The sequence below is a fragment of the Streptomyces sp. CG 926 genome (assembly GCF_003148825.1).
Classification (GTDB): Bacteria; Actinomycetota; Actinomycetes; order Streptomycetales; family Streptomycetaceae; genus Streptomyces.
This window is the reverse complement of sequence record NZ_QGGZ01000009.1, coordinates 259,101-284,112: the sequence shown is the minus strand read 5'-3', so window position 1 is coordinate 284,112 and position 25,012 is coordinate 259,101. Positions and strand designations below refer to the sequence as shown.

Genomic DNA, 25,012 nt, shown 5'->3' with positions numbered 1-25,012 from the left:
GGGCCCGGAGCGTTCCACGCTCCGGGCCCAGGCGCACGGCACCGGTTCAGTGCGCGATGTCCACGACGAACCGCTCCGGCGAGTGCAGCGGGAACGCGCGGTAGTACGGCAGGGTGTCGAAGGCGGCGCCGAAGGTCACGTACCCCTCGTAGTCGCCGGTCAGGGCGATGCCCTTGAGCTTGCTGAGGTTGATCTTCTGCAGCTTGGGGCCCTGGTAGACGTTCTGCCCCGCGTCGTTGTGCGCGGCGGCGGGGTGGAGGCGGATCTCCAGGAAGTACTTCCCGGGCAGCGGTACGGGCTTCCCGGACCCGTCGTACACCAGCTGCGGGACGGGAGTGACGGTGACCGCGGGGCCGGAGCCCTGGAGGTCGATGACGATGCGGTCGTACGTGGGGTGCCCGGCCCAGCGGGCGTTGACGACGAGCGGGGTCTGGGCCTGGGCCTGGGCCTGGGCCTTGGCGGTGGTGAGGGTGGAGGCCGAGGCAGGTGCGGCGAAGGAGAGGCAGGCGGCGAGCAGGGCGCCGGTTGCCAGGGCCACGGACTGCCGGAGACGGGCGTGGATCATGTTGTCCCCTCGATTCTCGAGAGACGGGGACGGGTGGCACAGCCTAGGACGCCCTCTTGGACACGGTGGTTCCGGTTCCGGACGAAGAAGGGCCCGGCGCACGCGCCGGGCCCTTCTCGTGTCACGCGGTGCGGGTCAGCACTCGATGACGTTGACCGCGAGGCCGCCGCGCGCGGTCTCCTTGTACTTCACCTTCATGTCGGCGCCGGTCTCCTTCATGGTCTTGATGACCTTGTCGAGGGACACCTTGTGGCTGCCGTCGCCGCGCATCGCCATCCGCGCGGCGGTGACGGCCTTGACCGCCGCCATGCCGTTGCGCTCGATGCAGGGGATCTGCACGAGGCCGCCGACCGGGTCGCAGGTCAGGCCGAGGTTGTGCTCCATGCCGATCTCGGCCGCGTTCTCGACCTGCTCCGGGGTGCCGCCCAGGACCTCGGCGAGGGCGCCGGCCGCCATCGAGCACGCCGAGCCCACCTCGCCCTGGCAGCCGACCTCGGCGCCGGAGATCGAGGCGTTCTCCTTGAACAGCATGCCGATCGCGCCCGCGGCGAGGAGGAAGCGGACCACGCCGTCCTCGTCCGCGCCCGGCACGAAGTTCATGTAGTAGTGCAGCACGGCCGGCAGGACGCCCGCGGCGCCGTTGGTCGGAGCGGTCACCACGCGGCCGCCGGCCGCGTTCTCCTCGTTGACCGCCATCGCGTAGATCGTCGCCCACTCGCTGCGGTGCAGCATCGGGTCGCCCTCGGTACGCAGCTGGCGCGCGGTGGCGGCGGCCCGGCGCTTGACCCGCAGGCCGCCGGGGAGGATGCCCTCGCGGGACATGCCGCGCGAGACGCAGGACTGCATGACGCGCCAGATCTCCAGGAGGCCCTCGCGGATCTCGTCCTCGGTGCGCCAGGCCTTCTCGTTCTCCAGCATCAGTGAGGAGATCGACAGACCGGTCTCGTTCGCGAGACGCAGCATCTCGTCGCCGGAGCGGAAGGGGTACTTCAGCACCGTGTCGTCGAGCTTGATCCGGTCCTCGCCGACCGCGTCCTCGTCCACGACGAAACCGCCGCCGACCGAGTAGTAGGTCTTCTCCAGCAGCGGGGTGCCGGCGCTGTCGTACGCGAAAAGCGTCATGCCGTTCGCGTGGTACGGCAGGGAGCGGCGGCGGTGCAGGATCAGCTGGTTCGGCTCGTCGAAGGCGATCTCGTGGACATCGCCTATCTCCGCGCCCAGCAGCCGCAGCCGGCCGGTCCTGCGGATGCGCTCGACCTCGTCGTCGGCGGTCTCGACGTTCACGTTGCGGGGGGAGTGGCCCTCCAGACCGAGCAGCACCGCCTTGGGGGTGCCGTGACCGTGGCCGGTCGCGCCGAGGGAGCCGAAGAGCTCGGCACGGACGGAGGTGGTCTGGGCCAGCACGCCGTCCTTCTTCAGCCGCGTCACGAACATGCGCGCGGCCCGCATCGGACCGACCGTGTGGGAGGAGGAGGGACCGATACCGATGGAGAAGAGATCGAAGACGGAGATGGCCACGGTGGCGGACTCCCTTGTCTGCTCGTGGGGTGGGAGGGGGCAGGAGAGGAGAAGTGGATTATTCGGATTTTGTCCGGCAGACGAGCTTAACGCGACGAGGTGAACGCCTCGGCAGCCGGACGAGGTGGGAAGGATTACGCGGACGGGTCGGCCGGGTGCCGGCCGGGCGATCGACCGGCCCGCTGCGGACCGGGGCGAGGCGGGCGCCGGTGCGGGGCGCCGCGGTCGCTCGTAGGTGGAAGGCGGGGGTGCGAGCCCACCGGGACCGGGGCGAGCGGTCTGCGGCTCCGGTCATGAGAAGGGCCCGGCCTGTGCGGTGACAAGGCCGGGCCCTTCCGTGGCCGTCGGCCGGACGCCGGTTAGAGCGTCGGGTACAGCGGGAACTTCGCGGCGAGCGCGGAGACGCGCGCCTTCAGGGCCTCGCGGTCGTACGCGGGCTTCAGCGCCTGCGCGATGATCTCGGCGACCTCGGTGAAGGCCTCGGCGTCGAAACCGCGGGTGGCCAGCGCCGGCGTACCGATCCGCAGACCCGAGGTGACCATCGGCGGCCGCGGGTCGTTCGGGATGGCGTTGCGGTTGACCGTGATGCCCACCTCGTGGAGGCGGTCCTCGGCCTGCTGACCGTCCAGCTCCGAGTTGCGCAGGTCGACCAGGACCAGGTGCACGTCGGTGCCACCGGTGAGGACGTCCACGCCCACGGCCTTGACGTCGTCCTGGACCAGGCGGGCGGCGAGGATCTTCGCACCCTCCAGGGTGCGCTCCTGGCGCTCCTTGAACTCGGGCGAGGCCGCGACCTTGAAGGAGACGGCCTTGGCCGCGATCACGTGCTCCAGCGGGCCGCCCTGCTGACCGGGGAAGACCGCGGAGTTGATCTTCTTGGCCAGCTCCTGCGTCGACAGGATCACACCGCCGCGCGGACCGCCGAGGGTCTTGTGCGTGGTGGTGGTGACGACGTGGGCGTGCGGCACCGGGTTCGGGTGCAGACCCGCGGCGACCAGGCCGGCGAAGTGCGCCATGTCGACCATCAGGTACGCGCCGACCTCGTCCGCGATGCGGCGGAAGGCGGCGAAGTCCAGCTGGCGCGGGTAGGCGGACCAGCCGGCGACGATCAGCTGCGGCTTGGACTCCTTGGCGAGGCGCTCGACCTCGGCCATGTCGACCTCGCCGGTCTCGTCGACGTGGTACGGGACCACGTTGTAGAGCTTGCCGGAGAAGTTGATCTTCATGCCGTGGGTCAGGTGACCGCCGTGGGCCAGGTTCAGGCCCATGATGGTGTCGCCCGGCTTCAGCAGCGCGAACATCGCGGCGGCGTTGGCCTGCGCACCGGAGTGCGGCTGGACGTTCGCGGCCTCGGCGCCGAACAGCGCCTTGATGCGGTCGATCGCGATCTGCTCGACCACGTCGACGTGCTCGCAGCCACCGTAGTAACGGCGGCCCGGGTAGCCCTCGGCGTACTTGTTGGTCAGGACCGAGCCCTGGGCCTCCATGACGGCGACCGGAGCGAAGTTCTCCGACGCGATCATTTCCAGGGTGGACTGCTGGCGAACGAGCTCGGCGTCGACGGCGGCGGCGACGTCCGGGTCGAGCTCGTGGAGGGGCGTGTTCAGCACAGACATCTTGATCCCTGGGGTGTCAGTTGTCGGAGTGGGTGAGCGCCGCGTACTCGTCGGCCGAGAGGACGTCCTTCGGCTCGTCCGAGAGACGCACCTTGAAGAGCCAGCCGCCCTCGAAGGGGGCGGTGTTGACGAGCGCGGGGTCGTCCACGACGTCCTGGTTGGCCTCGACGACCTCACCGGAGACGGGGGAGTACAGGTCGCTGACCGACTTGGTCGACTCCAGCTCGCCACAGGTCTCGCCCTCGGTCACGGTGTCGCCGACCGCGGGGAGCTGGGCGTAGACGACGTCACCGAGCGCGTTGGCCGCGAACTCCGTGATGCCGACCGTCGCGACGCCGTCGACGGCGTCCGACAGCCACTCGTGCTCCTTGGTGTAACGCAGCTGCTGGGGGTTGCTCATGACCTGATTCTCCTGGATGCGGGGGAGTGGATACGAACTGCGGTCTTGGGTACTGAGACGGCGCCGTACGGGTTTCCGGACGGCGGACGTGGTGCGTGGGGCTACTTCTGCCGCTTGTAGAACGGCAGCGCCACGACCTCGTAGGGCTCATGCGTACCGCGAATGTCGACGCCGACGCCGGACGTGCCGGGCGCGGCGTGCGCCGCGTCCACGTACGCCATCGCGAGCGGCTTGCCCAGCGTCGGGGACGGGGCGCCGGAGGTGACCTCGCCGATGACCTGGCCGTCGGCGACGACCGGGAACCCGGCGCGCGGGACGCGGCGGCCCTCGGCGATCAGACCGACCAGCTTGCGCGGGGGGTTGGTGGCGGCGCGCTCGGCGGCGGCCTCCAGCGCGGCGCGGCCGACGAAGTCCCCCTCCTTCTCGAACTTCACGACCCGGCCCAGACCCGCGTCGAACGGGGTGAGGGAGGTGGTCAGCTCGTGCCCGTACAGCGGCATGCCCGCTTCCAGGCGCAGGGTGTCACGGCAGGACAGGCCGGCCGGGACCAGGCCGACGCCCTCGCCCGCCTTGGTCAGCGCCTGCCACAGCTCCACGGCGTGCTCGGGAGCCACGAACAGCTCGAAGCCGTCCTCGCCCGTGTAGCCCGTACGCGCGATCAGCGCGGGCACGCCCGCGACGGTGCCCGGCAGGCCGGCGTAGTACTTCAGGCCGTCCAGGTCGGCGTCGGTCAGGGACGCCAGGATGCCGGGGGACTCGGGGCCCTGCACCGCGAGGAGCGCGTACGCGTCGCGGTCGTCGCGGACCTCGGTGTCGAAGCCGGCGGCGCGCTCGGTCAGGGCGTCCAGGACCACCTGGGCGTTGGAGGCGTTGGCGACGACCATGTACTCGGTCTCGCCGAGGCGGTAGACGATCAGGTCGTCGACGATCCCGCCGTCCTCCTGACAGATGTGCGTGTAGCGGGCGCGGCCGACGCCGACGGTGGAGATGTTGCCCACCAGCGCGTAGTCCAGGGCCTTGACGGCCTCCGGGCCGGTCAGCGTGATCTCGCCCATGTGGGAGAGGTCGAAGAGACCGGCCTTGGTCCGTACGGCGTTGTGCTCGTCGCGCTCGCTGGCGTACCGCAGCGGCATGTCCCAGCCCGCGAAATCGGTCATGGTCGCACCGAGCGAGCGGTGCAGCGCATCGAGGGCGGTCAGGCGGGGGGCAGTGCTCATGGGTGTGGCTCCCGGGTCCCAGGGCATCGACATGACATGACGAGGACGTTCCTCCCCATCTGTCATCGGAACCTGAGAGGTTCGCCGAGAGTTCCGCCGATCGATCGATCGCCGGTTCTTCTCATCGACTTGCACCTTGGGTGGAGCTGCGCAGCAGCTCGCTTTTCAGATCTGCCTCATCCACGCGGTACGGGGCCTGAGAGATTCAAGGGAGGTTCTTGCTCCTTCGGCGCCCGCGCACGGCCTTGCGGCGTGCCGGGACTCTCCCGCGCGGATTCAAGCGGCCGGTATGCAGTTGGTCCAGATGGCGCACATCATTGCACGCCATGCCCGAGACCGGGCGGCGGGGTCCGAAAGTTCGTACGGCCCTCCGAAGGGTCCGACCGGAACCGGGGCCGCCGGATTACCGTCTCTTTACACTCAGTGGGCAAGGGTCCTCGTGACCCGAATCGGGGGAGGCGAACACTGTGCGGAGATTCGGAGTGGTGACGACGACGGGAACCGTGGAGGCGGTGCCGACGCAGCGCGGCGCGCGCGGGCGCGGGGGGACCGCCGACACCGGCCTCGGCCTCGTACGCGACCTGCGCGGACCGGCCGCGCACGCCCCGCGGCGGCTCGGCTTCGCGGCCGGTGACATCGTCGTGGTGTCCGGTCTGCCCGGCGGCGGCAAGAGCACGCTGATCAAGCGGGCGGCCGCCGAGGGCGGCGCGGTGGACTCCCAGGACACCCGCGAGGCCTGGGAGCGCCGCATGCCCGCGGCGCTGCCGTACGCGGTGTACCGGCCGCTGGTGCGCGCCGCGCACTACTGGGGGCTGTGGCGGATGCTGCGCTCCGGGGCCTCCGTGGTCGTCCACGACTGCGGCACGCAGTCCTGGGTACGCGGCCTGCTGGCGGCCGCGGCGCGCCGCCGGGGACGGGCGCTGCACCTGCTCCTGCTGGACAGCAGCCCCGAGGAGGCCCTCTCCGGGCAGGCCGCGCGCGGCCGCGGGGTCTCCGCCTACGCCTTCGCCCGCCACCGCGGCGCGGTGACCCGGCTGCTGCGCGAGGCCGAGGCGGGCCGGCCGCCCGCCGGGTGCGCCTCGGTGACCCTCCTGGACCGCCGCTCGGCCGCGACGGTTTCCCGCATCGCCTTCACGGCCTGAGTCCGGCCGCGGCGCCGCTGTCGGCCCCCGGACCCCGGCGACGCCGCGGCGCCCGCGAGGCCGGTACCCTGCGGGTCGACACGCGGGACACGCGGGACAACAGGACAGGGGCAGGGGCAGATGCAGGGCAGCGGCTGGCCGGGGAATGAGCTGGAGCAGGTGCTCGGGGCGGCGCTCGGGCAGCCGGACGCCGGGGGGCGGATCCTGGAGGTCCTCGGGCGCAGCCAGGTGTGGGTCCCCCTGCCCGGCGGCGGCCCGACGACGGCCGGCCTCGACCTGCCGACCATGGACATCGGCGGGGCGGCGTACGTCCCCGTCTACAGCTCCGAGGCCCAGTTCCTCGCCTGCGTCGGCCCCGGCATGGACTTCGCGGTGGCTCCCGCCGTCGAGTTCGCCCGTGGCCTGCCCCCGCAGCTCGGCATCGCCCTCAATCCCGAGGGTGCCGTCGGCGTACCGCTGCCGCCGCCCGCTGTCGCGGAGCTCTGCCGCACCGGGCGGACCCCGCTCGACGGCCCGGCCACCGGCGGCCGGGTCCGGCTCTACGAGCCCGACTGGCAGGACGACCCGGTGGATTTCCTGGCCGCCGCCACCGAGGAGTTCCGCGCCACCGGGGTGGTCGCCGCCGCGTACCGCTGCCTCGCCAGTGTCGAGGGCGGGGCGCCCCAGCTGTTCGTCGGTGTCCGCCTGGTGGGATGGGAACCCGAGATGCAGAGCGCGCCCATGGAGGCTCTCGGACGGGCCCTGACCCGTGTCCCGCCGCCGTGGCCGGTGCAGTTGATCCTGCTGGACGCCGCCCAGGACCCGGTCACGGACTGGATTCGTGAGCGCGTACGCCCCTTCTACCTGCCGTAGGGCCGCTTAAGCTGGTTACATCTCCTGGCCGCACGCGCGACTGCCGGTTCGGAGGACACGCGTGGAGCGACGGGCGGACGAAGAGGGGTTCCGGGTGAGTGCGTCAGGCACGGCCGCGGCCGGGCAGGTCGAGCACATGATGCGCCAGGTGACTCCCGGGCGCTACGAGAGTTACGAGGCACTCCTGCACGCCCTCTCCGAGGGCCGGCTGTGGATGTTGCTCTGGCAGGGGCAGCCGGGTTCCCCGGACGCCCAGTACGGCGGCATGGAGGTCGAGAGCCTCGGTTACGCGCCCTGCGTCACCTCCCCCCAGGAGCTGGCCGCCAGCGGCTGGAACAGGGGCTACGAGGTGGTCACCGGGCGGGACATCGCCCGAGCGCTGTACCCGGACCGCTGGGGCCTGTGGCTCAACCCGCACGCCCAGGGCGGCGGCCTCGGCGTGCCCTGGGCCGACCTGCGCCGGATCGCCACCGGCCTGGACCGGATGCCGGCCGGCCCGCTGCGGCTGTCCGAGCCGGCGATCGAGCTCCCGCAGTTCTACGGGCTGCTGACCCAGCACGCCCACCGCACCCCGGCCGTGCGGTCGCTGCGCCGCGCGTGGGTGCAGCCCGCGCTCGGCTCCCCGTACCTGGCGGTCGGGCTGGACCTGTACGACGCCTCCGCGCCCGCGCTGGAATCCGTACGGGAGATGATGCGGCAGTCGGTCGGGGTGGTCCCGGAAGGTGTCCCGGTGTGCACGGTCGCACTCGGGGACGAGCACGACCCCGTCGCCATGTGGCTGCGCGCCCAGAGCCGCCCCTTCTACGACCGCGAGGGTCAGGCGCCGACCTACTGACGCGTTCGCGTTGTCCGCATACCGAGAAATCTGTCTCGAAGGCCGCACCGGTCCCCATCGGTGCGGCCTTCGGCGTATCCGGTGCATCCGCCCAGGATCCGTACCCGAAAGGGCAGTTGGGGGGGATGTCCGTTCCGTGCCGAACGGGCGGTGTTTCACCGCTCAACAGATCCCGGGGTTCGGATAACGGAAGGTGTAGGCGTAGATCACGGTTGCGCATCACATCCCCGGGGGGTCTGGCGGGCGCTTGAGAGGGCGTTGAAGACTCCACCCCACCGAAGGCCGGTCCATCTCACAAACACCAGCTCTTCACGTGCACTTCCGGCACATTTCGTGCCAATCGCACCACCAGCGACGCCGATTGAACCAAGCCGCCGCAGCGGCGGGCATGGGCCGACCGACGTCGGCCGAGAGGGGTCCCACCACGATGACGGCACCACTGCAGGACATGAGCGCGGCCGAGCCGAAGGCCGTGACCACCTCCGAGGTTCCGCGAAAGGCGATCGAGGGGCGCTCGCTCGGCCGTATCGCGTGGATCAGACTCAAGCGGGACAAGGTGGCGCTGGCCGGCGGCCTGGTCGTGCTGCTGCTCGTGGTGCTGGCCATGCTCTCGCAGCCGATCCAGTGGATGTTCGGGCTGGACCCGGACGCCCTGCACCAGGACCTCATCGACCCCTCCCTGGCCACCCCCGTCGGCTCCTTCGGCGGCATCAGCTGGGAGCACCCGCTCGGCGTGGAGCCGAAGTTCGGCCGCGACATCGCCACCCGCATCCTGGAAGGCTCCTGGGTCTCCCTGCTGGTCGCCTTCGGATCGACCGTGGTCTCGGTGTTCATCGGCTCCGTGCTCGGCATCATCGCCGGGTACTACGGAGGCTGGGCCGACACGGTGATCAGCCGCATGATGGACACCTTCCTCGCCTTCCCGCTGCTGCTCTTCGCGATCTCCATCTCGGCCGCCCTCCAGGGCGGGGCCTTCGGCCTCGACGGCCTGCCGCTGCACATCAGCGTGCTGATCTTCGTGATCGGCTTCTTCAGCTGGCCCTACATCGGACGCATCGTGCGCGGCCAGACCCTGTCGCTGCGCGAGCGGGAGTTCGTCGACGCGGCCCGCAGCCTCGGAGCCCGCGGCCCCTTCATCGTCTTCCGGGAGCTCCTGCCGAACCTGGTGGCCCCGATCCTCGTCTACTCCACGCTGCTCATCCCGACCAACATCCTCTTCGAGGCCTCCCTGAGCTTCCTCGGCGTGGGTATCCAGCCGCCGCAGGCCTCATGGGGCGGGATGCTCAGCTCCGCCGTGGCCTACTACAAGGTCGACCCGATGTTCATGGTCGTCCCGGGCATGGCGATCTTCGTCACCGTGCTCGCCTTCAACCTCCTCGGCGACGGTCTGCGCGACGCCCTGGACCCCAAGAGCTCGCGCTGACCCTCCCGTTCCTCGGGCACCCGGCCGAGGCTCCGACAGTACCCACCATCACTCCGAATCAGGGGGCATCACTCCGCCATGAGAAGCAGGTCGAGAACAGCCGCGGTGCTTGCCGCCGCCATCACCGTCGCCCTCACCGCCTCCGCCTGCAGTGGTGGTGACAAGACCGGCGGTGACGACAAGTCGGCCGGCGCCAACGCCGCCGTCAAGGCCATGGTCAACGTCTCGGACAAGAAGGGCGGGACGGTCGTCTACGAGGCGTCCGACACCCCCGACTCCTTCGACCCCGGCAACACGTACTACGGCTTCGTCTTCAACTTCAGCCGCCTGTACGCCCGTCCGCTGACCACCTTCGCGCCCGCCCCGGGCGCCGAGGGCAACAAGGTGGTCCCGGACCTCGCCGAGGGCCTCGGTACGCCGAGCGACGGCGGTGCGACCTGGACGTACAAGCTGCGCAAGGGCGTCAAGTACAGCGACGGCTCCCTGGTCACCTCCAAGGACGTCAAGTACGCGGTCGAGCGCAGCAACTTCGCGCGTGACGTGCACTCCAACGGCCCGAACTACCTCGCGCAGTACCTCAAGAACAACGAGACCCCGTACGAGGGCCCGTACAAGGACAAGTCCGACACGGGGCTGCAGTCCATCGAGACCCCCGACGACCAGACGATCGTCTTCAAGCTGAAGCAGCCGTTCGCCGAGTTCGACTACCTGCTGGCGAACCCGCAGTCGGCCCCCGTGCCGAAGGCCAAGGACAACGGCGCGGACTATGTGAAGAACATCGTCTCCTCGGGCTCGTACATGTTCGAGAGCTACGAGCACGACAAGCAGGCCGTCCTGGTCCGCAACCCCAACTGGGACGCCTCCACGGACCCGCTGCGCAAGCAGCTCCCGGAGAAGATCGTCGTCAAGCTGAAGGTCAACCAGGAGACGATCGACTCCAACCTGAAGGCCGGCAACACCCACATCGACATCGTCGGTAACGGTGTGGCCCAGCAGACCCAGACGGAGCTGCTGACCTCGAAGGACCCCAACACGGACAACGCCGAGGGTGGTCGCCTGGTCTACATGGCGATGAACACCAAGGTGGCACCCTTCGACAACGTGGAGTGCCGCAAGGCGGTCCAGTACGCGATCGACAAGGTGTCGGTGCAGACGGCCTTCGGTGGCCCGATCCGCGGCGCCATCGCCAGCACCGTCCTGCCGACCGACATCCCGGGTCACGTGGACTTCAACACCTACAAGACCCCCGATGACAAGGGCGACGAGGCCAAGGCCAAGGCCGCGCTGACCGCCTGCGGCCAGCCGAACGGCTTCGAGACCACCATCACCGCGCGCAACGACCGCGCCGGCGAGGTCGACATGGCCACGGCCATCCAGGCGTCCCTGAAGAAGATCGGGATCACGGTCAAGATCCAGCAGTTCCCGGCCGGCAAGTACTTCAGCGACTACGCGGGCGTCCCGAAGTTCACCGAGGACAACAAGATCGGCCTCATGATGATGCAGTGGGGCGCCGACTGGCCGAGCGGCTTCGGCTTCCTCCAGCAGGTCGTCCACGGTGACGCGATCAGCAAGACGGGCAACACCAACCTGTCGCAGCTGAACGACCCCGAGATCAACAAGATGCTGAACGACAACATCGCCAACACCGACTCCGCCGCCCGCGAGAAGGTCTACGGCGAGATCGACAAGAAGGTCATGGACCAGGCGGTCATCGTCCCCCTGACCTACTTCAAGGTCCTGCACTACCGCTCGCCCAAGCTCACCAACGTGGTCTCCAACCCGGCGTGGAGCGGTCAGTACGACTACCTCAACATCGGCCTGAAGTAACCCCGGACGTCAAGTCCTCAGGCAGTTCGACCCTCTCAGCCAGATCTGCCAGAACCGTGGAAGGCAGGTGAAGGCAGCAGTGCGCGCGCCGGTCCGTCCCGCGCCCCCGACCGGGGTGCGGGGCGGACCGGCGGACGCCGAAGCCGACCCCCGTGTTTGTGTACATCGTCCGGCGGCTGTTCGCCGCGGTGTTCCTGCTGCTCGTTGTCAGCGCGATCACCTTCGCGATCTTCTTCCTGCTGCCCCGGCTGGCCGGCGGCACGGCCGACTCGCTGGCCACCCAGTACGTGGGCAAGAACCCCTCGCCCGAGTCCATCGCCGCGGTCAAGAAGAACCTCGGTTTCGACCAGCCCCTGTACTCGCAGTACTGGGACTTCCTGCGGGGCATATTCGCGGGCCGTGAGTTCAACTACGGCCCCGACCCCTCGCAGTGCAGCGCCCCCTGCCTCGGCTACTCCTTCAAGGACCACGTCGAGGTCTGGCCCGACATCGTCGCCCGGCTGCCCATCACCGCCTCCCTCACGCTGGGAGCGGCCATCATCTGGCTGATCACCGGTGTGACGACGGGCGTGGTCTCGGCCCTGCGCCCGGGCTCGCTCTTCGACCGGCTCGCGATGGGCGTGGCCCTCGCCGGCGTCTCGCTGCCGATGTTCTTCACCGGCACGCTCTCGTTGGCCGTCTTCGTCTTCAACTGGCCCGTGTTCACCAATGTGTACGTGGACTTCTCCGAGGATCCGGGCGCCTGGTTCCAGGGGCTGGTCCTGCCCTGGTGCACGCTCGCCTTCCTCTACTCCGCGCTCTACGCCCGGCTCACCCGGGCCGGAATGCTGGAGACCATGAGCGAGGACTACATCCGCACCGCGCGCGCCAAGGGCCTGCGCGAACGGGTCGTCGTCACCCGCCACGGGCTGCGCTCCGCGCTGACCCCCATCGTGACCATCTTCGGCATGGACTTCGGGCTGCTCCTCGGCGGCGCCATCGTCACCGAGACGGTCTTCTCGTACCACGGCATCGGTGAGTACGCGTACCACGCCATCGCGGTGAACGACCTGCCGAAGATCCTCGGGGTGACCCTCTTCGCCGGAGCCTTCATCGTGCTGTGCAACCTGGTGGTGGACCTCGTCTACGCCATCATCGACCCGAGGGTGAGGCTGTCGTGACCGATCCGACTCCGAAGGGGAACGAGGCCGGCGAAGCCGCCGCCGCCGACCGTGCCGCGCACACCGCCACCGCCACGGCCGTCGTGGTGGGACCGGGCGACGTCCCGCCCTCCGAGGCCTTCCTCGACGTACGCGACCTCAAGGTCCACTTCCCCACCGACGACGGCGTCGTCAAGTCCGTCGACGGGCTCTCCTTCCAGCTGGAGAAGGGCCGCACCCTCGGCATCGTGGGTGAGTCCGGCTCCGGCAAGTCCGTCACCTCGCTGGCCGTCATGGGCCTGCACCGGGCGAGCACCGCCAGTCGCTCCACCGTCGAGATGTCGGGCGAGATCTGGCTCGGCGGCAAGGAACTGCTGTCGGCCGATCCCGAGGAGGTGCGCCGGCTGCGGGGCCGCGACATGGCGATGATCTTCCAGGATCCGCTGAGCGCGCTGCACCCGTACTACACGATCGGCTCCCAGATCGTGGAGGCGTACCGCGTCCACAACGACGTCGACAAGAAGACGGCGCGCAAGCGCGCCGTCGAGATGCTCGACCGCGTGGGCATCCCCGAGCCGGGCAAGCGCGTCGACGACTACCCGCACCAGTTCTCCGGCGGCATGCGCCAGCGCGCGATGATCGCGATGTCGCTGGTCAACAACCCCGACCTGCTGATCGCGGACGAGCCGACCACGGCCCTGGACGTCACCGTGCAGGCGCAGATCCTGGACCTGATCCGCGATCTGCAGAAGGAGTTCGGCTCCGCCGTCATCATGATCACGCACGACCTCGGCGTCGTCGCGGAGATGGCCGACGAGATCCTCGTCATGTACGGCGGCCGGTGCGTCGAGCGGGGCACGGCCGAGAAGGTCTTCTACGAGCCCCGCCACCCCTACACCTGGGGCCTGCTGGGCTCGATGCCGCGCATCGACCGCGAGCAGAGCGAGCGCCTCATCCCGGTCAAGGGCTCCCCGCCCAGCCTCATCAACATCCCCGACGGCTGCGCCTTCAACCCGCGTTGCCCGTACGCCGACGTGCCCAAGGGCAACGTGACGCGTACGGTCCGGCCCGAGCTGACCGAGGACGACAGCCGCCACTGGTCCGCCTGCCACATGTCGCAGGACGAGCGGACCCGGATCTGGACCGAAGAGATTGCGCCGAAGCTGTGACCGAGACGCCTGACATGAAGAAGCCGGCGACGGTGGACATTCCCGCGCAGGCCAAGGAGTCCCCCGAGGCCGAGGTCCTGCTCAAGGTCACCGGCCTGGCGAAGCACTTCCCGATCACCAAGGGACTGATCCGGCGCCAGGTGGGCGCGGTCAAGGCCGTCGACGGCCTCGACTTCGACGTCCGGCGCGGGGAGACCCTCGGCATCGTCGGCGAGTCCGGCTGCGGCAAGTCGACCATGGGTCGGCTGATCACGCGGCTGCTGGAGCCGACCGGCGGCTCCATCGAGTTCGAGGGCAAGGACATCACGCACCTCGGCGTGTCGGGCATGCGCCCGCTGCGCCGCGACGTGCAGATGATCTTCCAGGACCCGTACGGCTCGCTGAACCCCCGCCACACGGTGGGCACCATCGTCAGCGCGCCGTTCAGGCTCCAGAAGGTCACCCCGGAGGGCGGGCTCAAGGCGGAGGTCCAGCGGCTGCTGTCGCTCGTGGGCCTGAACCCCGAGCACTACAACCGCTACCCGCACGAGTTCTCCGGCGGTCAGCGCCAGCGCATCGGCATCGCGCGGGCCCTGGCGCTGAAGCCGAAGCTGGTGGTCGCGGACGAGCCCGTCTCGGCGCTGGACGTGTCGATCCAGGCCCAGGTGGTGAACCTGCTGGACGACCTCCAGGACGAGCTCGGTCTCACCTACGTGATCATCGCGCACGACCTGTCGGTCATCCGGCACGTCTCGGACCGCATCGCCGTCATGTACCTCGGCAAGATCGTCGAGCTGGCCGACAACAAGGGGCTGTACGGTGCGCCGATGCACCCCTACACCACGGCCCTGATGTCGGCCGTGCCGGTGCCCGACCCGAGGCGGCGCGGCGCCAAGAGCGGCCGCATCCTGCTCAAGGGCGATGTTCCGTCGCCGATCTCGCCGCCGAGCGGCTGCCGCTTCCACACCCGGTGCTGGAAGGCCACGCAGATCTGCGCGACGAAGGAACCGCCGCTGCTGGCGCTGAAGCCAGGCCACCAGGTGGCCTGCCACCACCCGGAGAACGCCCCCGACCAGGCGCCGGGCGACCAGCCCCTGCCGGGCGCGGCGGACGCGGTGGCCAAGGCCACGGAGTAGCCGCCCGCTGGGGCCGAAACCGCCTTCGGCGCGGCTTCGGCCCCACCGGACGACTCCGGCACCCCTCTCGCCCCGACGGCGATCGAGGCGAGATTTCAGCCCCGCCGGCGTTTGAGGCGCGGGGTCCGGGGCGGAGCCCCGGCAGTGGCGCCGCACGGCACCACGGTCCGCTGTCGGCAGCCCGCGGGCCGCGGCAGGCGCACCCTCACCCGGGGGGAGCGGCAGGCGCACCCTCACCCGGGGGGAGCGGCAGGCGCACCCTCACCCGGCGGGAGCCGAGCGGCACACCCGACCTCGGTGGAGCCCCGCATTCCGCCGAGCCCGCCGCAGGTGACAATGGCCCGGTGCTCCACGATCTCTTCCCGCCCGGGATCCAGCATGCCCTGGACCTCGCCGGCATCTTCGTCTTCGCCACCGCAGGCGCCCTCCTCGCCGTACGCAAGAACTTCGACGTCTTCGGCATCGCCGTCCTCGCGCTCGTCACGGCCCTGGGCGGCGGTCTCTTCCGGGACCTCGTCATCGGTGCCGTGCCGCCCGCCGCCTTCGGTGAACTCAGCTTCTTCGTGACCCCGCTGGTCGCCGCCGCGATCGTCTATTTCCTGCACCCCGAGGTCCAGCGGATCAACCACGCCATCAACGTGTTCGACGCGGCCGGCCTCGGGCTCTTCTGCGTGACGGGCACGACCAAGGCCTACGAGTACGGCCTCGGCCTGACCGCCTCCGCGGCGCTCGGTGTCACCACCGCCGTCGGCGGAGGCGTCCTGCGTGACGTGCTCGTCAACGAGGTGCCCTCGCTGCTGCGCGACCGTGAGATGTACGCCGTCCCCGCGCTGGTCGGCGCCTCGATGGTGGCGATCTTCATCAGCCTGCACGCCCTCAACGGCATCACCACCGGCCTCGCCATCGTCACCACCTTCGTCCTGCGTCTCCTCGCCATGCGCTACCACTGGCGGGCGCCGCTGGCCTGGAACAGGCGCTCCTCGGTGGCCGAAGAGCCGTAACAAAAGAAAGCTACCGCTTAGTAGCAAGCCGGTGTACCGTCGTTTACATGTCACACGCAGCTGCCAAGGCCTCCATCGGCGACAGTGAGTTCGACCGCGACACCGCCATCACCGCACGCGCGGGCGAGCCCGGGGTGTACGACGCGGAACTCTCCGCCGGCTGGACGATCATCGCCGCCGTGAACGGCGGCTACCTGCTGGCCCTGGTCGGCCGGGCCCTGTCGGCGGCCCTCCCGCACCCGGACCCCTTCACGGTCTCCGCGCACTACCTGACCTCCTCCGTGCCCGGCCCCGCCGTGATCCGCACCGAGGTCGTCCGGATCGGCCGCACCCTGTCCACCGGCCAGGCCTCGCTGTTCCAGTACGACGAGAGCGGCGCCGAGATCGAGCGCATCCGCGTCATCGCCTCCTACGGCGACCTCGCGGCCCTGCCCGACGACGTCCGCACCGTCGCCGTGCCGCCCGCCATCCCCGCCTACGAGGACTGCATCGGCCCCGAGGCCGGCCCGGCCCCGATCCCCGGCAGCTCCGCCATCGTGGACCGGCTGCGACTCCGGCTGGACCCGGCCACCGCCGGCTGGGCCGTCGGCGCGCCCTCCGGCAAGGGTGAGATGCGGGCCTGGTTCGAGCTGGCCGACGGCCGCGACGCCGACCCGCTCTCCATGCTCCTGGCCGTCGACGCGCTGCCGCCGACCGCCTTCGACCTCGGCCTGGTGGCCTGGACCCCGACGGTGGAACTCACCACGCACGTCCGCCGCCGCCCGGCCCCCGGCCCGCTCCGGGTGTCCATCACCACCCGCAACCTGGCCGGCGGCTTCCTGGAGGAGGACGCCGAGGTCTGGGACTCGTCGGACCACCTGGTCGCGCAGTCCCGCCAACTGGCCCGCGCCCTGCGCCCGGCCTGACGCTCCCCATCCCACCGGCAGGGCGCTCCTCAGGAGCGCCCTGCCGGCCGTCGTGGGGTCCCGCGGCGCAAGCGGCCACCGGTGGACTCGTAGAATCGGGGGATCATGGCCTACCTCGACCACGCCGCCACCACCCCGATGCTGCCGGAGGCCGCCGCGGCGATGACCGCGCAGTTCGCCGCCACGGGGAACGCCTCCTCCCTGCACGCCGCCGGCCGCCGGGCCCGCCGTACCGTCGAGGAGGCCCGTGAGGCCTTCGCCGAGGCGGTCGGCGCCCGCCCCAGCGAGGTGGTCTTCACCGCCGGCGGCACGGAGGCCGACAACCTCGCCGTCAAGGGCCTGTACTGGGCCCGGCGCGACGCGGACCCCGCCCGGACCCGGATCATCGCCAGCCCCGTCGAGCACCACGCCGTGCTCGACGCCGTGCACTGGCTCGCCGAGCACGAGGGCGCGCAGGTCGACTACCTCCCCGTGGACCGCTACGGGCGGGTCCACGCCGACGCCTTCCGAGAGGCCGTCGAGCGCAACCCCGACGACGTGGCCCTGGCCACCGTCATGTGGGCCAACAACGAGATCGGCACCGTCATGCCGGTCCGCGAACTGGCCGCCATCGCCCGCGAGTCCGGGATCCCGCTGCACTCCGACGCCGTCCAGGCCCTCGGACAGCTCGACGTCCACTTCGGCGACAGCGGCCTCGCCGCCATGACCGTCAGCGGCCACAAGGTCGGCGGCCCCTACGGCATCGGCGCACTGCTGCTCGGCCGCGACCAGAGCCCCGTACCCGTCCTGCACGGCGGTGGCCAGGAGCGGCACGTCCGCTCCGGCACCCTCGACGTGCCGGCCGTCGCCGCCTTCGCCGTGGCCGCCGTGCTCGCCGTCGAACGGCGCGAGCGGTTCGCCACCGAGATCGGCGCCCTGCGCGACGAACTGGTCGACGCCGTCCGCGCGGCCGTGCCCGACGCCGTCCTCGGGGGCGACCCCGACGAGCGGCTGCCCGCCAACGCCCACTTCAGCTTCCCCGGCTGCGAGGGCGACTCGCTGCTGCTCCTGCTCGACGCCCAGGGCATCGAATGCTCCACCGGCTCCGCCTGCACCGCCGGCGTGGCCCAGCCCAGCCACGTCCTGCTGGCCACCGGCACCGACCCCCAGCTGGCCCGCGGCACCCTGCGCTTCTCGCTCGGCCACACCTCCACCAAGGAGGACGTGGCGGCCCTGGCGGCGGCCATCGGCCCGGCGGTCGAGCGTGCCCGCACGGCCGGCCTCAGCTAGGAGCGTCCAGCGCCGCCCGCACCTGGCCGATGTAGCGGTTCCAGTCCCAGTGTCGGCCGGGATCGGTGTGGTCGGCGCCCGGGACCTCGGAGTGGCCGACTATGTGCGTACGGTCCGCCGGTATGTCGTACCGGCGGCAGACGTCGGCCGCCAGCCGGGCCGAAGCGGCGTACATCGCGTCCGTGAAGTCCTGCGGGCGGTCCACGAAGCCCACGTGCTCGATGCCGACACTGCGCTCGTTCATCGAGCGGTTCCCGGAGTGGAAGGCCACGTCCAGCTCGCGCACCATCTGCTCCACGTGCCCGTCCCCGCGCACGATGTAGTGCGCCGACGCCTTGTGCCACGGGTTCTTGAAGGCGTCCACCGAGGACTCGAAGCCGCCCTGTGTGACATGCACGACTATCCGGTCCACCCGATAGTCGGCCGGGCGGTCCGCCTTGCGCCAGTTCGCCGGCGAGGCCGACGTCCAGCTCGCACCCGCGTGGTCGAGCTCGCCCTCCTTGCGCGGCTTGTCCACTCCCGGTATCAGCCACCAGGCACGGCCGATCTCCTCCCGGCCGGCCACCGCCGCCACCGCGAAGACCCCGAGCCCGCCGAAGAGCACGGCCCTGCGGGTCCGCCCTGGCGACTTCTTCCCCTTGTTTCCCTGCTCGACGATGTGATCCACCCCCCGTACCCCGATAACGCGCTGTGACCCCGCTCGGTTCCCCCGTACTCTGGACGGTGCTATGACTGAGAACCTGCCGCGCACCGCCCGCCCCCTTCGCGTCCTGGCCGCCATGTCCGGGGGCGTGGACTCCGCCGTCGCCGCCGCCCGCGCGGTCGAAGCCGGGCACGACGTGACCGGCGTCCACCTCGCGCTCTCCGCGAACCCGCAGTCCTTCCGGACGGGCGCCCGCGGTTGCTGCACCATCGAGGACTCCCGCGACGCCCGCCGGGCCGCCGACGTCATCGGCATCCCGTTCTACGTCTGGGACCTCGCCGAGCGCTTCCGCGAGGACGTGGTCGAGGACTTCATCTCCGAGTACGAGGCCGGGCGCACCCCGAACCCGTGCCTGCGCTGCAACGAGAAGATCAAGTTCGCGGCGCTGCTCGACAAGGCCCTCGCGCTCGGCTTCGACGCCGTCTGCACCGGCCACTACGCCACCGTCGTGCTGAACGAGGACGGCTCCCGAGAGCTGCACCGCGCCTCCGACATGGCCAAGGACCAGTCGTACGTCCTCGGCGTCCTCGACGAGAAGCAGCTCGCCCACGCCCTCTTCCCGCTCGGTGACACCCTCACCACCAAGGAAGAGATCCGCGCCGAGGCCGAGGAGCGGGGTCTGGCCGTCGCGAAGAAGCCCGACAGCCACGACATCTGCTTCATCGCCGACGGCGACACCCAGGGCTTCCTCGCGAACCGCCTCGGCAAGGCCGAGGGCGACATCGTCGACGAGGCGACCGGCGAGAAGGTCGGTACCCACGACGGCGCCTTCGGCTTCACCATCGGCCAGCGCAAGGGCCTGCGCATCGGGCACCCCGCCCCCGACGGCAAGCCGCGCTACGTCCTCGACATCTCCCCGGTGAACAACACCGTCACCGTCGGCCCCGTCGAGGCCCTCGACGTCACCGCGCTCACCGCGATCCGCCCCCGCTGGTGCGGAGCCGTGGCCGCCGCCCCGGGCACCTACACCGCCCAGCTGCGCGCCCACGGCGGCGAGACCGAGGTCTTTGCCGAGGTGGTGGACGGCGAGCTGCGCGTCTCCTTCACCGAGCCGGTCCGGGGCGTGGCCCCCGGCCAGGCGATCGTGCTCTACGACGGCACCCGCGTGGTCGGCTCGGCCACCATCGCGACCACGACGCGGGCCGCCGCCACCGTCTGAACCGAGTCTGCACGGCACGACGCCGCGGCCCGCCCCCCGGGACGGACCGCGGCGTCGTGCTGTGGCGTCGTGCTCGTGCGTCGTGCCGCCCGGATCAGGCCGCCGGGTACCAGACCGTCCCCTCGGCGCCGTGCTGCGCGAGCGTGCTCGCGATGATCTCGCCCTCCCGGAAGTAGCGCGGGTGCTGCTGCAGGAAGCCGGGGAAGGAATCCAGGGACGTCGCGTCGCACACCCCGTCGGTCTTGATGCAGTGGCGCTGGACCGGGACACCGGGGAACACCTCCGGCCCGGTGCCGGGGGAGTACGCCACGAACGGGATCAGGACCCCCCGGGGCACCAGCCGCCAGAAGCCGGTCCCCGGCTGCATGGGGTCGGAGTAGAGCATTCCGTCGACCCGGTCGCGCGGTACCTCGGTGCCGTTGTTCGCGATCGTCTGCAGCAACAGGTCGCCGACCCACGCGCCCTGGGAGTAACCGGCGATGGTGAAGGTCGCCGTCGGGTCGGCCCGGTAGGCGTCCTCCAGGGCGGCCTTCGCGTTCCAGTAACCCTGGTTCACGCTGTCGCCGAAGCTCGGCGCGAACGGGGCCGGCTGTTCGTTGTGGCTCCCGACGAAGGGGCCGCCGCTGGCCACGTAGCAGACCGGAATCGCGATGCCCCCGTTCAGATGCCGGTTCGCGGCTTCGAAGCTCGTGGTGCACCCGGGCGCCTCGGCGGCCGCCCCGGTACCGCCGATCTGGATGTAGTAGTGGTTCGCCGGGGCGGCGTGCGCGGTGGCCGGCGCGGCCACGGCGCCGGCGAGCAGGAGGACCGTCGACGCGACGACGGACTTGATGCGGCGGGCGAGCCTGTTCGGCTTCGTGGTGGACATACGGGTCAACTCCCCTGGGTCAAGGCGGGCACCGCGTCGGGTGCGGCGACCGGCACTCATCGTGGTGTTCGTGCTGGTCGCGGGACCATGCCCGCAACCGGCCATATGTGGCCGGTCGACGATGCCCCGTGGTTTGACCGGGTTTCGGGAGGACATCGGACACACGTGGCAGGGCCGTCGTCGGGGGAAGGGCATACAAGTGGGCAGCCAGTTCGGCGCGTTGCTCCGCGGGTTACGGCACGAGGCGGGGATGACGCAGGAGCAACTGGCCGAGCGGTCCCGGCTCGGGGTCCGCACCATCCACCGGTTGGAGACCGGTAAGCCCACCGACGCCCGGATGGGAACGGTGAAACAGGTCGCGCACGCGTTGGCCGACGAGCTGAAGCGCGACCGGGACGAGCTCTGGACGGACCTGCTGGCCGCCCACCGGGGCAAGCCGGCGGCCCCCGGGGAGGACCTACGCGGCGCACGCGCGCCCGTACCGGAGCCCGTACCGGACCCCGTACCGGAGCGGGAGCCGGTACCCGAAGCGGAGCGGGTGACGGAACGGGCGCCCGAACCGGACCGCCCGGCCCGGCCCGTGCCGCACCGCACGCCGGCCACGTCCCGGGGCGCCCTGGCCGAGGCCGCCGAGTCGCTCGCCCACGACGTCTACGCCCGCTGCATCCGCGAGGAGGAGCAGCGCCGCGTCCACGACCCCTTCCCGCTGCCCGTGCGGTGGCGGTCGGCCCCCGCCGACCTGCTGGACCACTGGGACAACATCCGCGGCGCCCCGCCCGGCGCCGCCCGCGGCCCGCTGCCCCTGGCCGGCGGCCTCACCGACATCGCCGACGTCTACCGGCGCGTCCGGTCCGGGCGGCTGGTGGTGCTCGGCCGGGCCGGCTCCGGCAAGACCGTCCTCCTTCTGCGGTTCGTCCTCGACCACCTGGTCGCGCGCTCGGACGGCGATCCCGTGCCCGTGGTCTTCAGCATGGGATCGTGGGACCCGACCGGCACCACCTTGCGCGACTGGCTGATCGCCCGCCTGCTGCGCGACCACCCGAACCTCGACGCGCGCGCCCCCGGCGGAGCCACCCTCGCCGCCGCCCTGGTGGACGCCGGATGGATCCTGCCGGTCCTGGACGGGTTCGACGAGATGGCCACCGGGCTGCTGGGCGTGGCCCTGCGCGAACTCAACGCGAGCTCACTGCCCCTGCTGCTGACCAGCCGCACCGAGCAGTTCGCCGAGGCCGTCGGGGTCGAGGTGCTCCGCCGGACCGCGGGCATCGAACTGCTGGACCTGGACGCCGACGACCTGCTGCACTACCTGCCCCGCACCGCGCGCCCGAGCGCGCCGGCCGACGGGCAGGAACGGGCCGCCACCGGCTGGGACCCCGTCCTGGAGCGGCTGCGCACCGACCCGGACGGCGGGCCCGGCGCCCGCCTCAGGGCCGTCCTGAGCACCCCGTTGATGGTCCTGCTCGCCCGGACCGCCTACAGCGACACCCCGGCCCAGGACCCGGCCGCGCTGCTGGACGAGGCCCGCTTCCCGAGTCCGGAGGCCATCGAGGAGCACCTGCTGGCCGGCTTCGTGCCGAGCGTCTACCAGCACCTGCCCACGGCCGTCCCGGGCGCGCGACCCGCACGCAGGCCCCGTAGCTGGGACCCGCAGCGCGCCCGGCGCTACCTGGGACACCTCGCCGACCACCTGGACCGGCCCGAGCGCCGTGCGGGCCAGGACCTGGCGTGGTGGCAGCTGCGCGACTCGCTGCGGCTGCCCTCGCGGATCCTGGCGGTCGTCCTGGCCTGCTCGCTGGTCACCGCCCTCGCCGACTGGCTGGTCTTCCCGGCCAAGAACCTGCTGGCCGGCCGCGGCGCCGCGTTCGCCCTGGGTACGGGCCTGCTGGACGCCCTGCTGTTCGGCCCCGCCGTGGGCCTCGCCTTCGGGCTGGTCTACGGGCTCATGGCCGTGCTCGGGATCCGGGCGTTCGAACCCTCCCGGGTGCGGATCCGGCTGCCCGGCCGCCGCCGGCGCGGCGTCGCACCGAGCTCCCGCCGGTTCGCCACCCTGGTCCCGGCCGGGCTGCTGGGCGGGCTCGTGATGGGCCTCGGCTGCGGGCTCGCCTTCACCGTCGGGGCGCAGCTCACGTACGGCCGGGTGCTGGTCGACGCGGCGGTGATCGAGGCGACGGCCGTCAACTGCCTCATGTACGGGCTCGTCTTCGCCCTGGCGGGAGGGCTCGTCCTCGGGCTCGTGGCGACCCTGGAGACCCCCATCGACCTCGGCTCCGCCGCCACCCCGACGGACCTGCTGGCCGTCAACCGCAGCATCGTGGTGCGCCAGGCGCTCTTCCTCGCACCGATGCTCACCGTGGTGATCGCCTTCGGCGGCCGGCTCATGACCGAGCTGCTCCAAGGCATCCTCGGCCCCCTGACCTGGCCGATGGCGGACGGGCTCGCGCTCGGCGCCGTGGGCGGGGTGGCCGGCGCGCTCTCCTACGTCCTGGCCTTCACGGCCTGGGGCCAGTGGCTGCTCCTGACGCGGATCTGGCTGCCGCTGACCGGACGCCTCCCCTGGGCGACGATCGCCTTCCTGGAGGACGCCTACCGGCGCGGTGTGCTGCGCCAGGTCGGCGCCGTCTACCAGTTCCGCCACGCGCGGCTCCAGCGCCACCTGCGCGGCCGGCCCACCCGCGCGGCCGCTGGTGGAGGGGCCGGTGGAGGGCTCACGCGCTCGGTGATCTCCACATCGTCTCCGGGCGATGGTCCGGTCCGGTGATCGCCGTCCAGCAGTGCCTGCAGAAGATCATGTCGTTGTCCTCGTCGAGGGCGAGGTCCACGGGATGACCCGGTACGGACCTGGCCACGGCGAAGTCGATCGGCGTCTCCATGTAGCAGTGCGGGTCGCCCTTGGTCAGCCAGAACGGGTCGTCGCCGAAGCCGGGCGGACGCGGGCGGAAGCTGCTGCCGGCCCGGACGAGCGCGTCGACCACCTCGTACATGTGTCGCTGCGAATGCTCCATGGCCGGATTCTGCACCGACGTGTCCGGGTGCGGACGGGCGGGGCGGCCCGAGGGACGCGGCCGCCCGCCGGCCCCGGCGTCGTGCCGGGGCGGCGGGCGGAATACGTCGGACCTGCCGGACCTGCCGGACCTGCCGGACCTGCCGGACCTGCCGGACCTGCCGGACCTGCCGGACCTGCCGGACCTGCCGGACCTGCCGGGCATGAGGGCTCGGACGGGCCCGGACGTGCCGCGCTCAGGCGACGGTCAGGACGATCTTGCCGGTGGTGCGGCCCTGCTCGCCGATCTCGTGGGCCTTCGCCGCCTGCTCCAGCGGCAGCACCGTGTCCACCAGCGGCTTCAGCAGGCCCTGCTCGACGAGCGCCGCGATCTCCCGCAGACCGCCCAGGTCCGGCTCCACCAGGACCCAGGAGGCGTGCACGCCCTGCGGGTCGGCCGGGAGGGAGTCGGGGCCGGGCAGGGTCACCAGGTGGCCGCCGGCCTTGAGGACCTTCAGCGAGCGCTGCGTGTACTCCCCGCCGACGGCGTCGATCACGACGTCCACGTCGGCGACGGCGTCCTCGAAGTCCGTGGTGCGGTAGTCGATCACCTCGTCGGCGCCGAGCTCACGCAGCAGCGCGTGCTTGCCCGCGCTCGCGGTGCCGATCACGTACGCGCCGCGGGCCTTGGCGATCTGCACCGCCAGGTGGCCGACCCCGCCGGCCGCCGCGTGCACCAGGACGCGCTGTCCGGCGCTCACCCCGGCCGTGTCCACCAGGGCCTGCCAGGCGGTCAGCGCGGCCAGCGGCAGCGCCGCGGCCTGCACGTGGTCCAGCGCGGCCGGCTTGGTGGCGAAGTGCCGGGCCGGGGCGGTCACGTACTCGGCGTAGCCGCCCGCCTGCCGCGGGAAGTGCGGCATGCCGTAGACCTCGTCGCCGGGGGAGTGGAGGGTCACGCCGGGGCCGACCGCCTCGACGGTGCCGGAGACGTCCCAGCCGACGATCGGGTGCTCACCCCAGGCGATGAGAGCTCCGCTGTCCCGGGTCTTCCAGTCGACGGGGTTGACGCCGGCCGCGTGGACCCGGACGAGGATCTCGCCCAGACCGGGCTCGGGCCGGTCGATCTCCCGCTCGACCAGGTTCTCCGGGCCGCCCCACTCGTTCACGACGATCGCGCGCATTTCTGTCCGCCTCATTCCATCCGCAGGTGTCGGGATCCGGGTCTTTTTCCCGGCGACGTGTCCCAGATTCAGGCAGGGCACCCCTCGGCGGTGTTGGCCGTTTGGCCACTATGTGACAGGATCTGGCC

General features: G+C 71.4%; 22 protein-coding genes and 1 riboswitch. Of the genes, 13 read left to right on the top strand and 9 right to left on the bottom strand.

Annotated elements, in window-relative coordinates; translation table 11 throughout:
• Window positions 1-46: 46 nt before the first annotated feature.
• The 5 genes from BCL76_RS24680 to gcvT all read right to left on the bottom strand — a co-directional run bounded on the left by BCL76_RS24680 (window position 47) and on the right by gcvT (window position 5,316).
• Complete coding sequence (locus tag BCL76_RS24680) at window positions 47-565, bottom strand: AMIN-like domain-containing (lipo)protein (RefSeq protein ID WP_181382704.1); 519 nt, start codon at window positions 563-565, stop codon at window positions 47-49.
• A 135-nt stretch (window positions 566-700) separates the two neighbouring features.
• Entirely contained in the window at window positions 701-2,083 is a 1,383-nt protein-coding gene (locus BCL76_RS24675) for an L-serine ammonia-lyase (protein ID WP_109781580.1), read from the bottom strand.
• 359 nt (window positions 2,084-2,442) lie between these two features.
• Complete coding sequence (gene glyA / locus BCL76_RS24670; RefSeq protein WP_109781579.1) at window positions 2,443-3,699, bottom strand: serine hydroxymethyltransferase; 1,257 nt, start codon at window positions 3,697-3,699, stop codon at window positions 2,443-2,445.
• A 16-nt stretch (window positions 3,700-3,715) separates the two neighbouring features.
• Window positions 3,716-4,099 carry a glycine cleavage system protein GcvH gene (gene gcvH, locus BCL76_RS24665; RefSeq protein WP_030763889.1) on the bottom strand — a complete coding sequence of 128 codons (384 nt, stop codon included), beginning with the start codon at window positions 4,097-4,099 and terminating at the stop codon, window positions 3,716-3,718.
• Between the two features lie 101 nt (window positions 4,100-4,200).
• Window positions 4,201-5,316 carry a glycine cleavage system aminomethyltransferase GcvT gene (gene gcvT, locus BCL76_RS24660; RefSeq protein ID WP_109781578.1) on the bottom strand — a complete coding sequence of 372 codons (1,116 nt, stop codon included), beginning with the start codon at window positions 5,314-5,316 and terminating at the stop codon, window positions 4,201-4,203.
• A 175-nt stretch (window positions 5,317-5,491) separates the two neighbouring features.
• A riboswitch (glycine riboswitch) is annotated at window positions 5,492-5,595 on the bottom strand.
• A 206-nt stretch (window positions 5,596-5,801) separates the two neighbouring features.
• On the opposite strand from gcvT, the gene BCL76_RS24655 reads away from it, so the two are divergent.
• The 11 genes from BCL76_RS24655 (at window position 5,802) to BCL76_RS24605 (ending at window position 17,993) form a co-directional block, all read left to right on the top strand.
• On the top strand, window positions 5,802-6,458 hold the full coding sequence (locus tag BCL76_RS24655; protein WP_375137961.1) for an AAA family ATPase: 657 nt from the start codon (window positions 5,802-5,804) through the stop codon (window positions 6,456-6,458).
• A 120-nt stretch (window positions 6,459-6,578) separates the two neighbouring features.
• Entirely contained in the window at window positions 6,579-7,310 is a 732-nt protein-coding gene (locus BCL76_RS24650) for an enhanced serine sensitivity protein SseB (protein ID WP_109781576.1), read from the top strand.
• Between the two features lie 94 nt (window positions 7,311-7,404).
• On the top strand, window positions 7,405-8,145 hold the full coding sequence (locus BCL76_RS24645) for an enhanced serine sensitivity protein SseB C-terminal domain-containing protein (protein ID WP_037864120.1): 741 nt from the start codon (window positions 7,405-7,407) through the stop codon (window positions 8,143-8,145).
• A gap of 427 nt (window positions 8,146-8,572) precedes the next feature.
• Window positions 8,573-9,568, top strand: coding sequence for an ABC transporter permease (locus BCL76_RS24640; RefSeq protein WP_109781575.1), 996 nt, complete (start codon window positions 8,573-8,575; stop codon window positions 9,566-9,568).
• A gap of 78 nt (window positions 9,569-9,646) precedes the next feature.
• The gene (locus BCL76_RS24635) at window positions 9,647-11,395 is read left to right on the top strand and encodes an ABC transporter substrate-binding protein (protein ID WP_109781574.1); all 1,749 of its coding nucleotides are present in this window, start codon (window positions 9,647-9,649) and stop codon (window positions 11,393-11,395) included.
• A gap of 152 nt (window positions 11,396-11,547) precedes the next feature.
• The gene (locus BCL76_RS24630) at window positions 11,548-12,555 is read left to right on the top strand and encodes an ABC transporter permease (protein ID WP_109781573.1); all 1,008 of its coding nucleotides are present in this window, start codon (window positions 11,548-11,550) and stop codon (window positions 12,553-12,555) included.
• A gap of 83 nt (window positions 12,556-12,638) precedes the next feature.
• Window positions 12,639-13,703, top strand: coding sequence for an ABC transporter ATP-binding protein (locus BCL76_RS24625; protein ID WP_030763869.1), 1,065 nt, complete (start codon window positions 12,639-12,641; stop codon window positions 13,701-13,703).
• Window positions 13,704-13,717: 14 nt separating this feature from the next.
• A complete protein-coding gene (locus BCL76_RS24620; protein ID WP_109781572.1) occupies window positions 13,718-14,818 on the top strand; it encodes an ABC transporter ATP-binding protein in 1,101 nt (366 codons plus the stop codon).
• A 344-nt stretch (window positions 14,819-15,162) separates the two neighbouring features.
• The gene (locus tag BCL76_RS24615; protein ID WP_030763865.1) at window positions 15,163-15,819 is read left to right on the top strand and encodes a trimeric intracellular cation channel family protein; all 657 of its coding nucleotides are present in this window, start codon (window positions 15,163-15,165) and stop codon (window positions 15,817-15,819) included.
• Window positions 15,820-15,866: 47 nt separating this feature from the next.
• Entirely contained in the window at window positions 15,867-16,724 is an 858-nt protein-coding gene (locus BCL76_RS24610) for a thioesterase family protein (protein ID WP_030763863.1), read from the top strand.
• Window positions 16,725-16,829: 105 nt separating this feature from the next.
• Window positions 16,830-17,993, top strand: a complete 1,164-nt coding sequence (locus tag BCL76_RS24605; protein ID WP_109781571.1) for a cysteine desulfurase family protein — start codon at window positions 16,830-16,832, stop codon at window positions 17,991-17,993.
• Here the strand turns inward: BCL76_RS24605 and BCL76_RS24600 are convergent.
• Window positions 17,986-18,660, bottom strand: coding sequence for an N-acetylmuramoyl-L-alanine amidase (locus BCL76_RS24600; protein ID WP_109781570.1), 675 nt, complete (start codon window positions 18,658-18,660; stop codon window positions 17,986-17,988). The two genes, BCL76_RS24605 and BCL76_RS24600, sit on opposite strands and share 8 nt — an antisense overlap.
• 61 nt (window positions 18,661-18,721) lie before the next feature.
• Between BCL76_RS24600 and mnmA the strand changes: the two genes are divergently transcribed.
• The gene (gene mnmA, locus BCL76_RS24595) at window positions 18,722-19,855 is read left to right on the top strand and encodes a tRNA 2-thiouridine(34) synthase MnmA (protein WP_030763856.1); all 1,134 of its coding nucleotides are present in this window, start codon (window positions 18,722-18,724) and stop codon (window positions 19,853-19,855) included.
• 94 nt (window positions 19,856-19,949) lie between these two features.
• Here mnmA and BCL76_RS24590 read toward each other — a convergent pair whose 3' ends face one another.
• The gene (locus BCL76_RS24590) at window positions 19,950-20,723 is read right to left on the bottom strand and encodes a PE-PPE domain-containing protein (protein ID WP_181382702.1); all 774 of its coding nucleotides are present in this window, start codon (window positions 20,721-20,723) and stop codon (window positions 19,950-19,952) included.
• Here BCL76_RS24590 and BCL76_RS24585 point away from each other — a divergent pair.
• On the top strand, window positions 20,686-23,481 hold the full coding sequence (locus BCL76_RS24585; RefSeq protein WP_375137960.1) for a helix-turn-helix domain-containing protein: 2,796 nt from the start codon (window positions 20,686-20,688) through the stop codon (window positions 23,479-23,481). The two genes, BCL76_RS24590 and BCL76_RS24585, sit on opposite strands and share 38 nt — an antisense overlap.
• On the opposite strand, the gene BCL76_RS24580 is transcribed toward BCL76_RS24585, so the two are convergent.
• Together BCL76_RS24580 and BCL76_RS24575 are read right to left on the bottom strand one after the other, a co-directional pair.
• Window positions 23,429-23,725 carry a hypothetical protein gene (locus BCL76_RS24580; protein ID WP_146228419.1) on the bottom strand — a complete coding sequence of 99 codons (297 nt, stop codon included), beginning with the start codon at window positions 23,723-23,725 and terminating at the stop codon, window positions 23,429-23,431. The two genes, BCL76_RS24585 and BCL76_RS24580, sit on opposite strands and share 53 nt — an antisense overlap.
• A 235-nt stretch (window positions 23,726-23,960) precedes the next feature.
• Window positions 23,961-24,884 (bottom strand): NADP-dependent oxidoreductase, encoded by a 924-nt coding sequence (locus BCL76_RS24575; RefSeq protein WP_109781567.1) that lies wholly within the window; start codon window positions 24,882-24,884, stop codon window positions 23,961-23,963.
• Window positions 24,885-25,012: the final 128 nt, after the last annotated feature.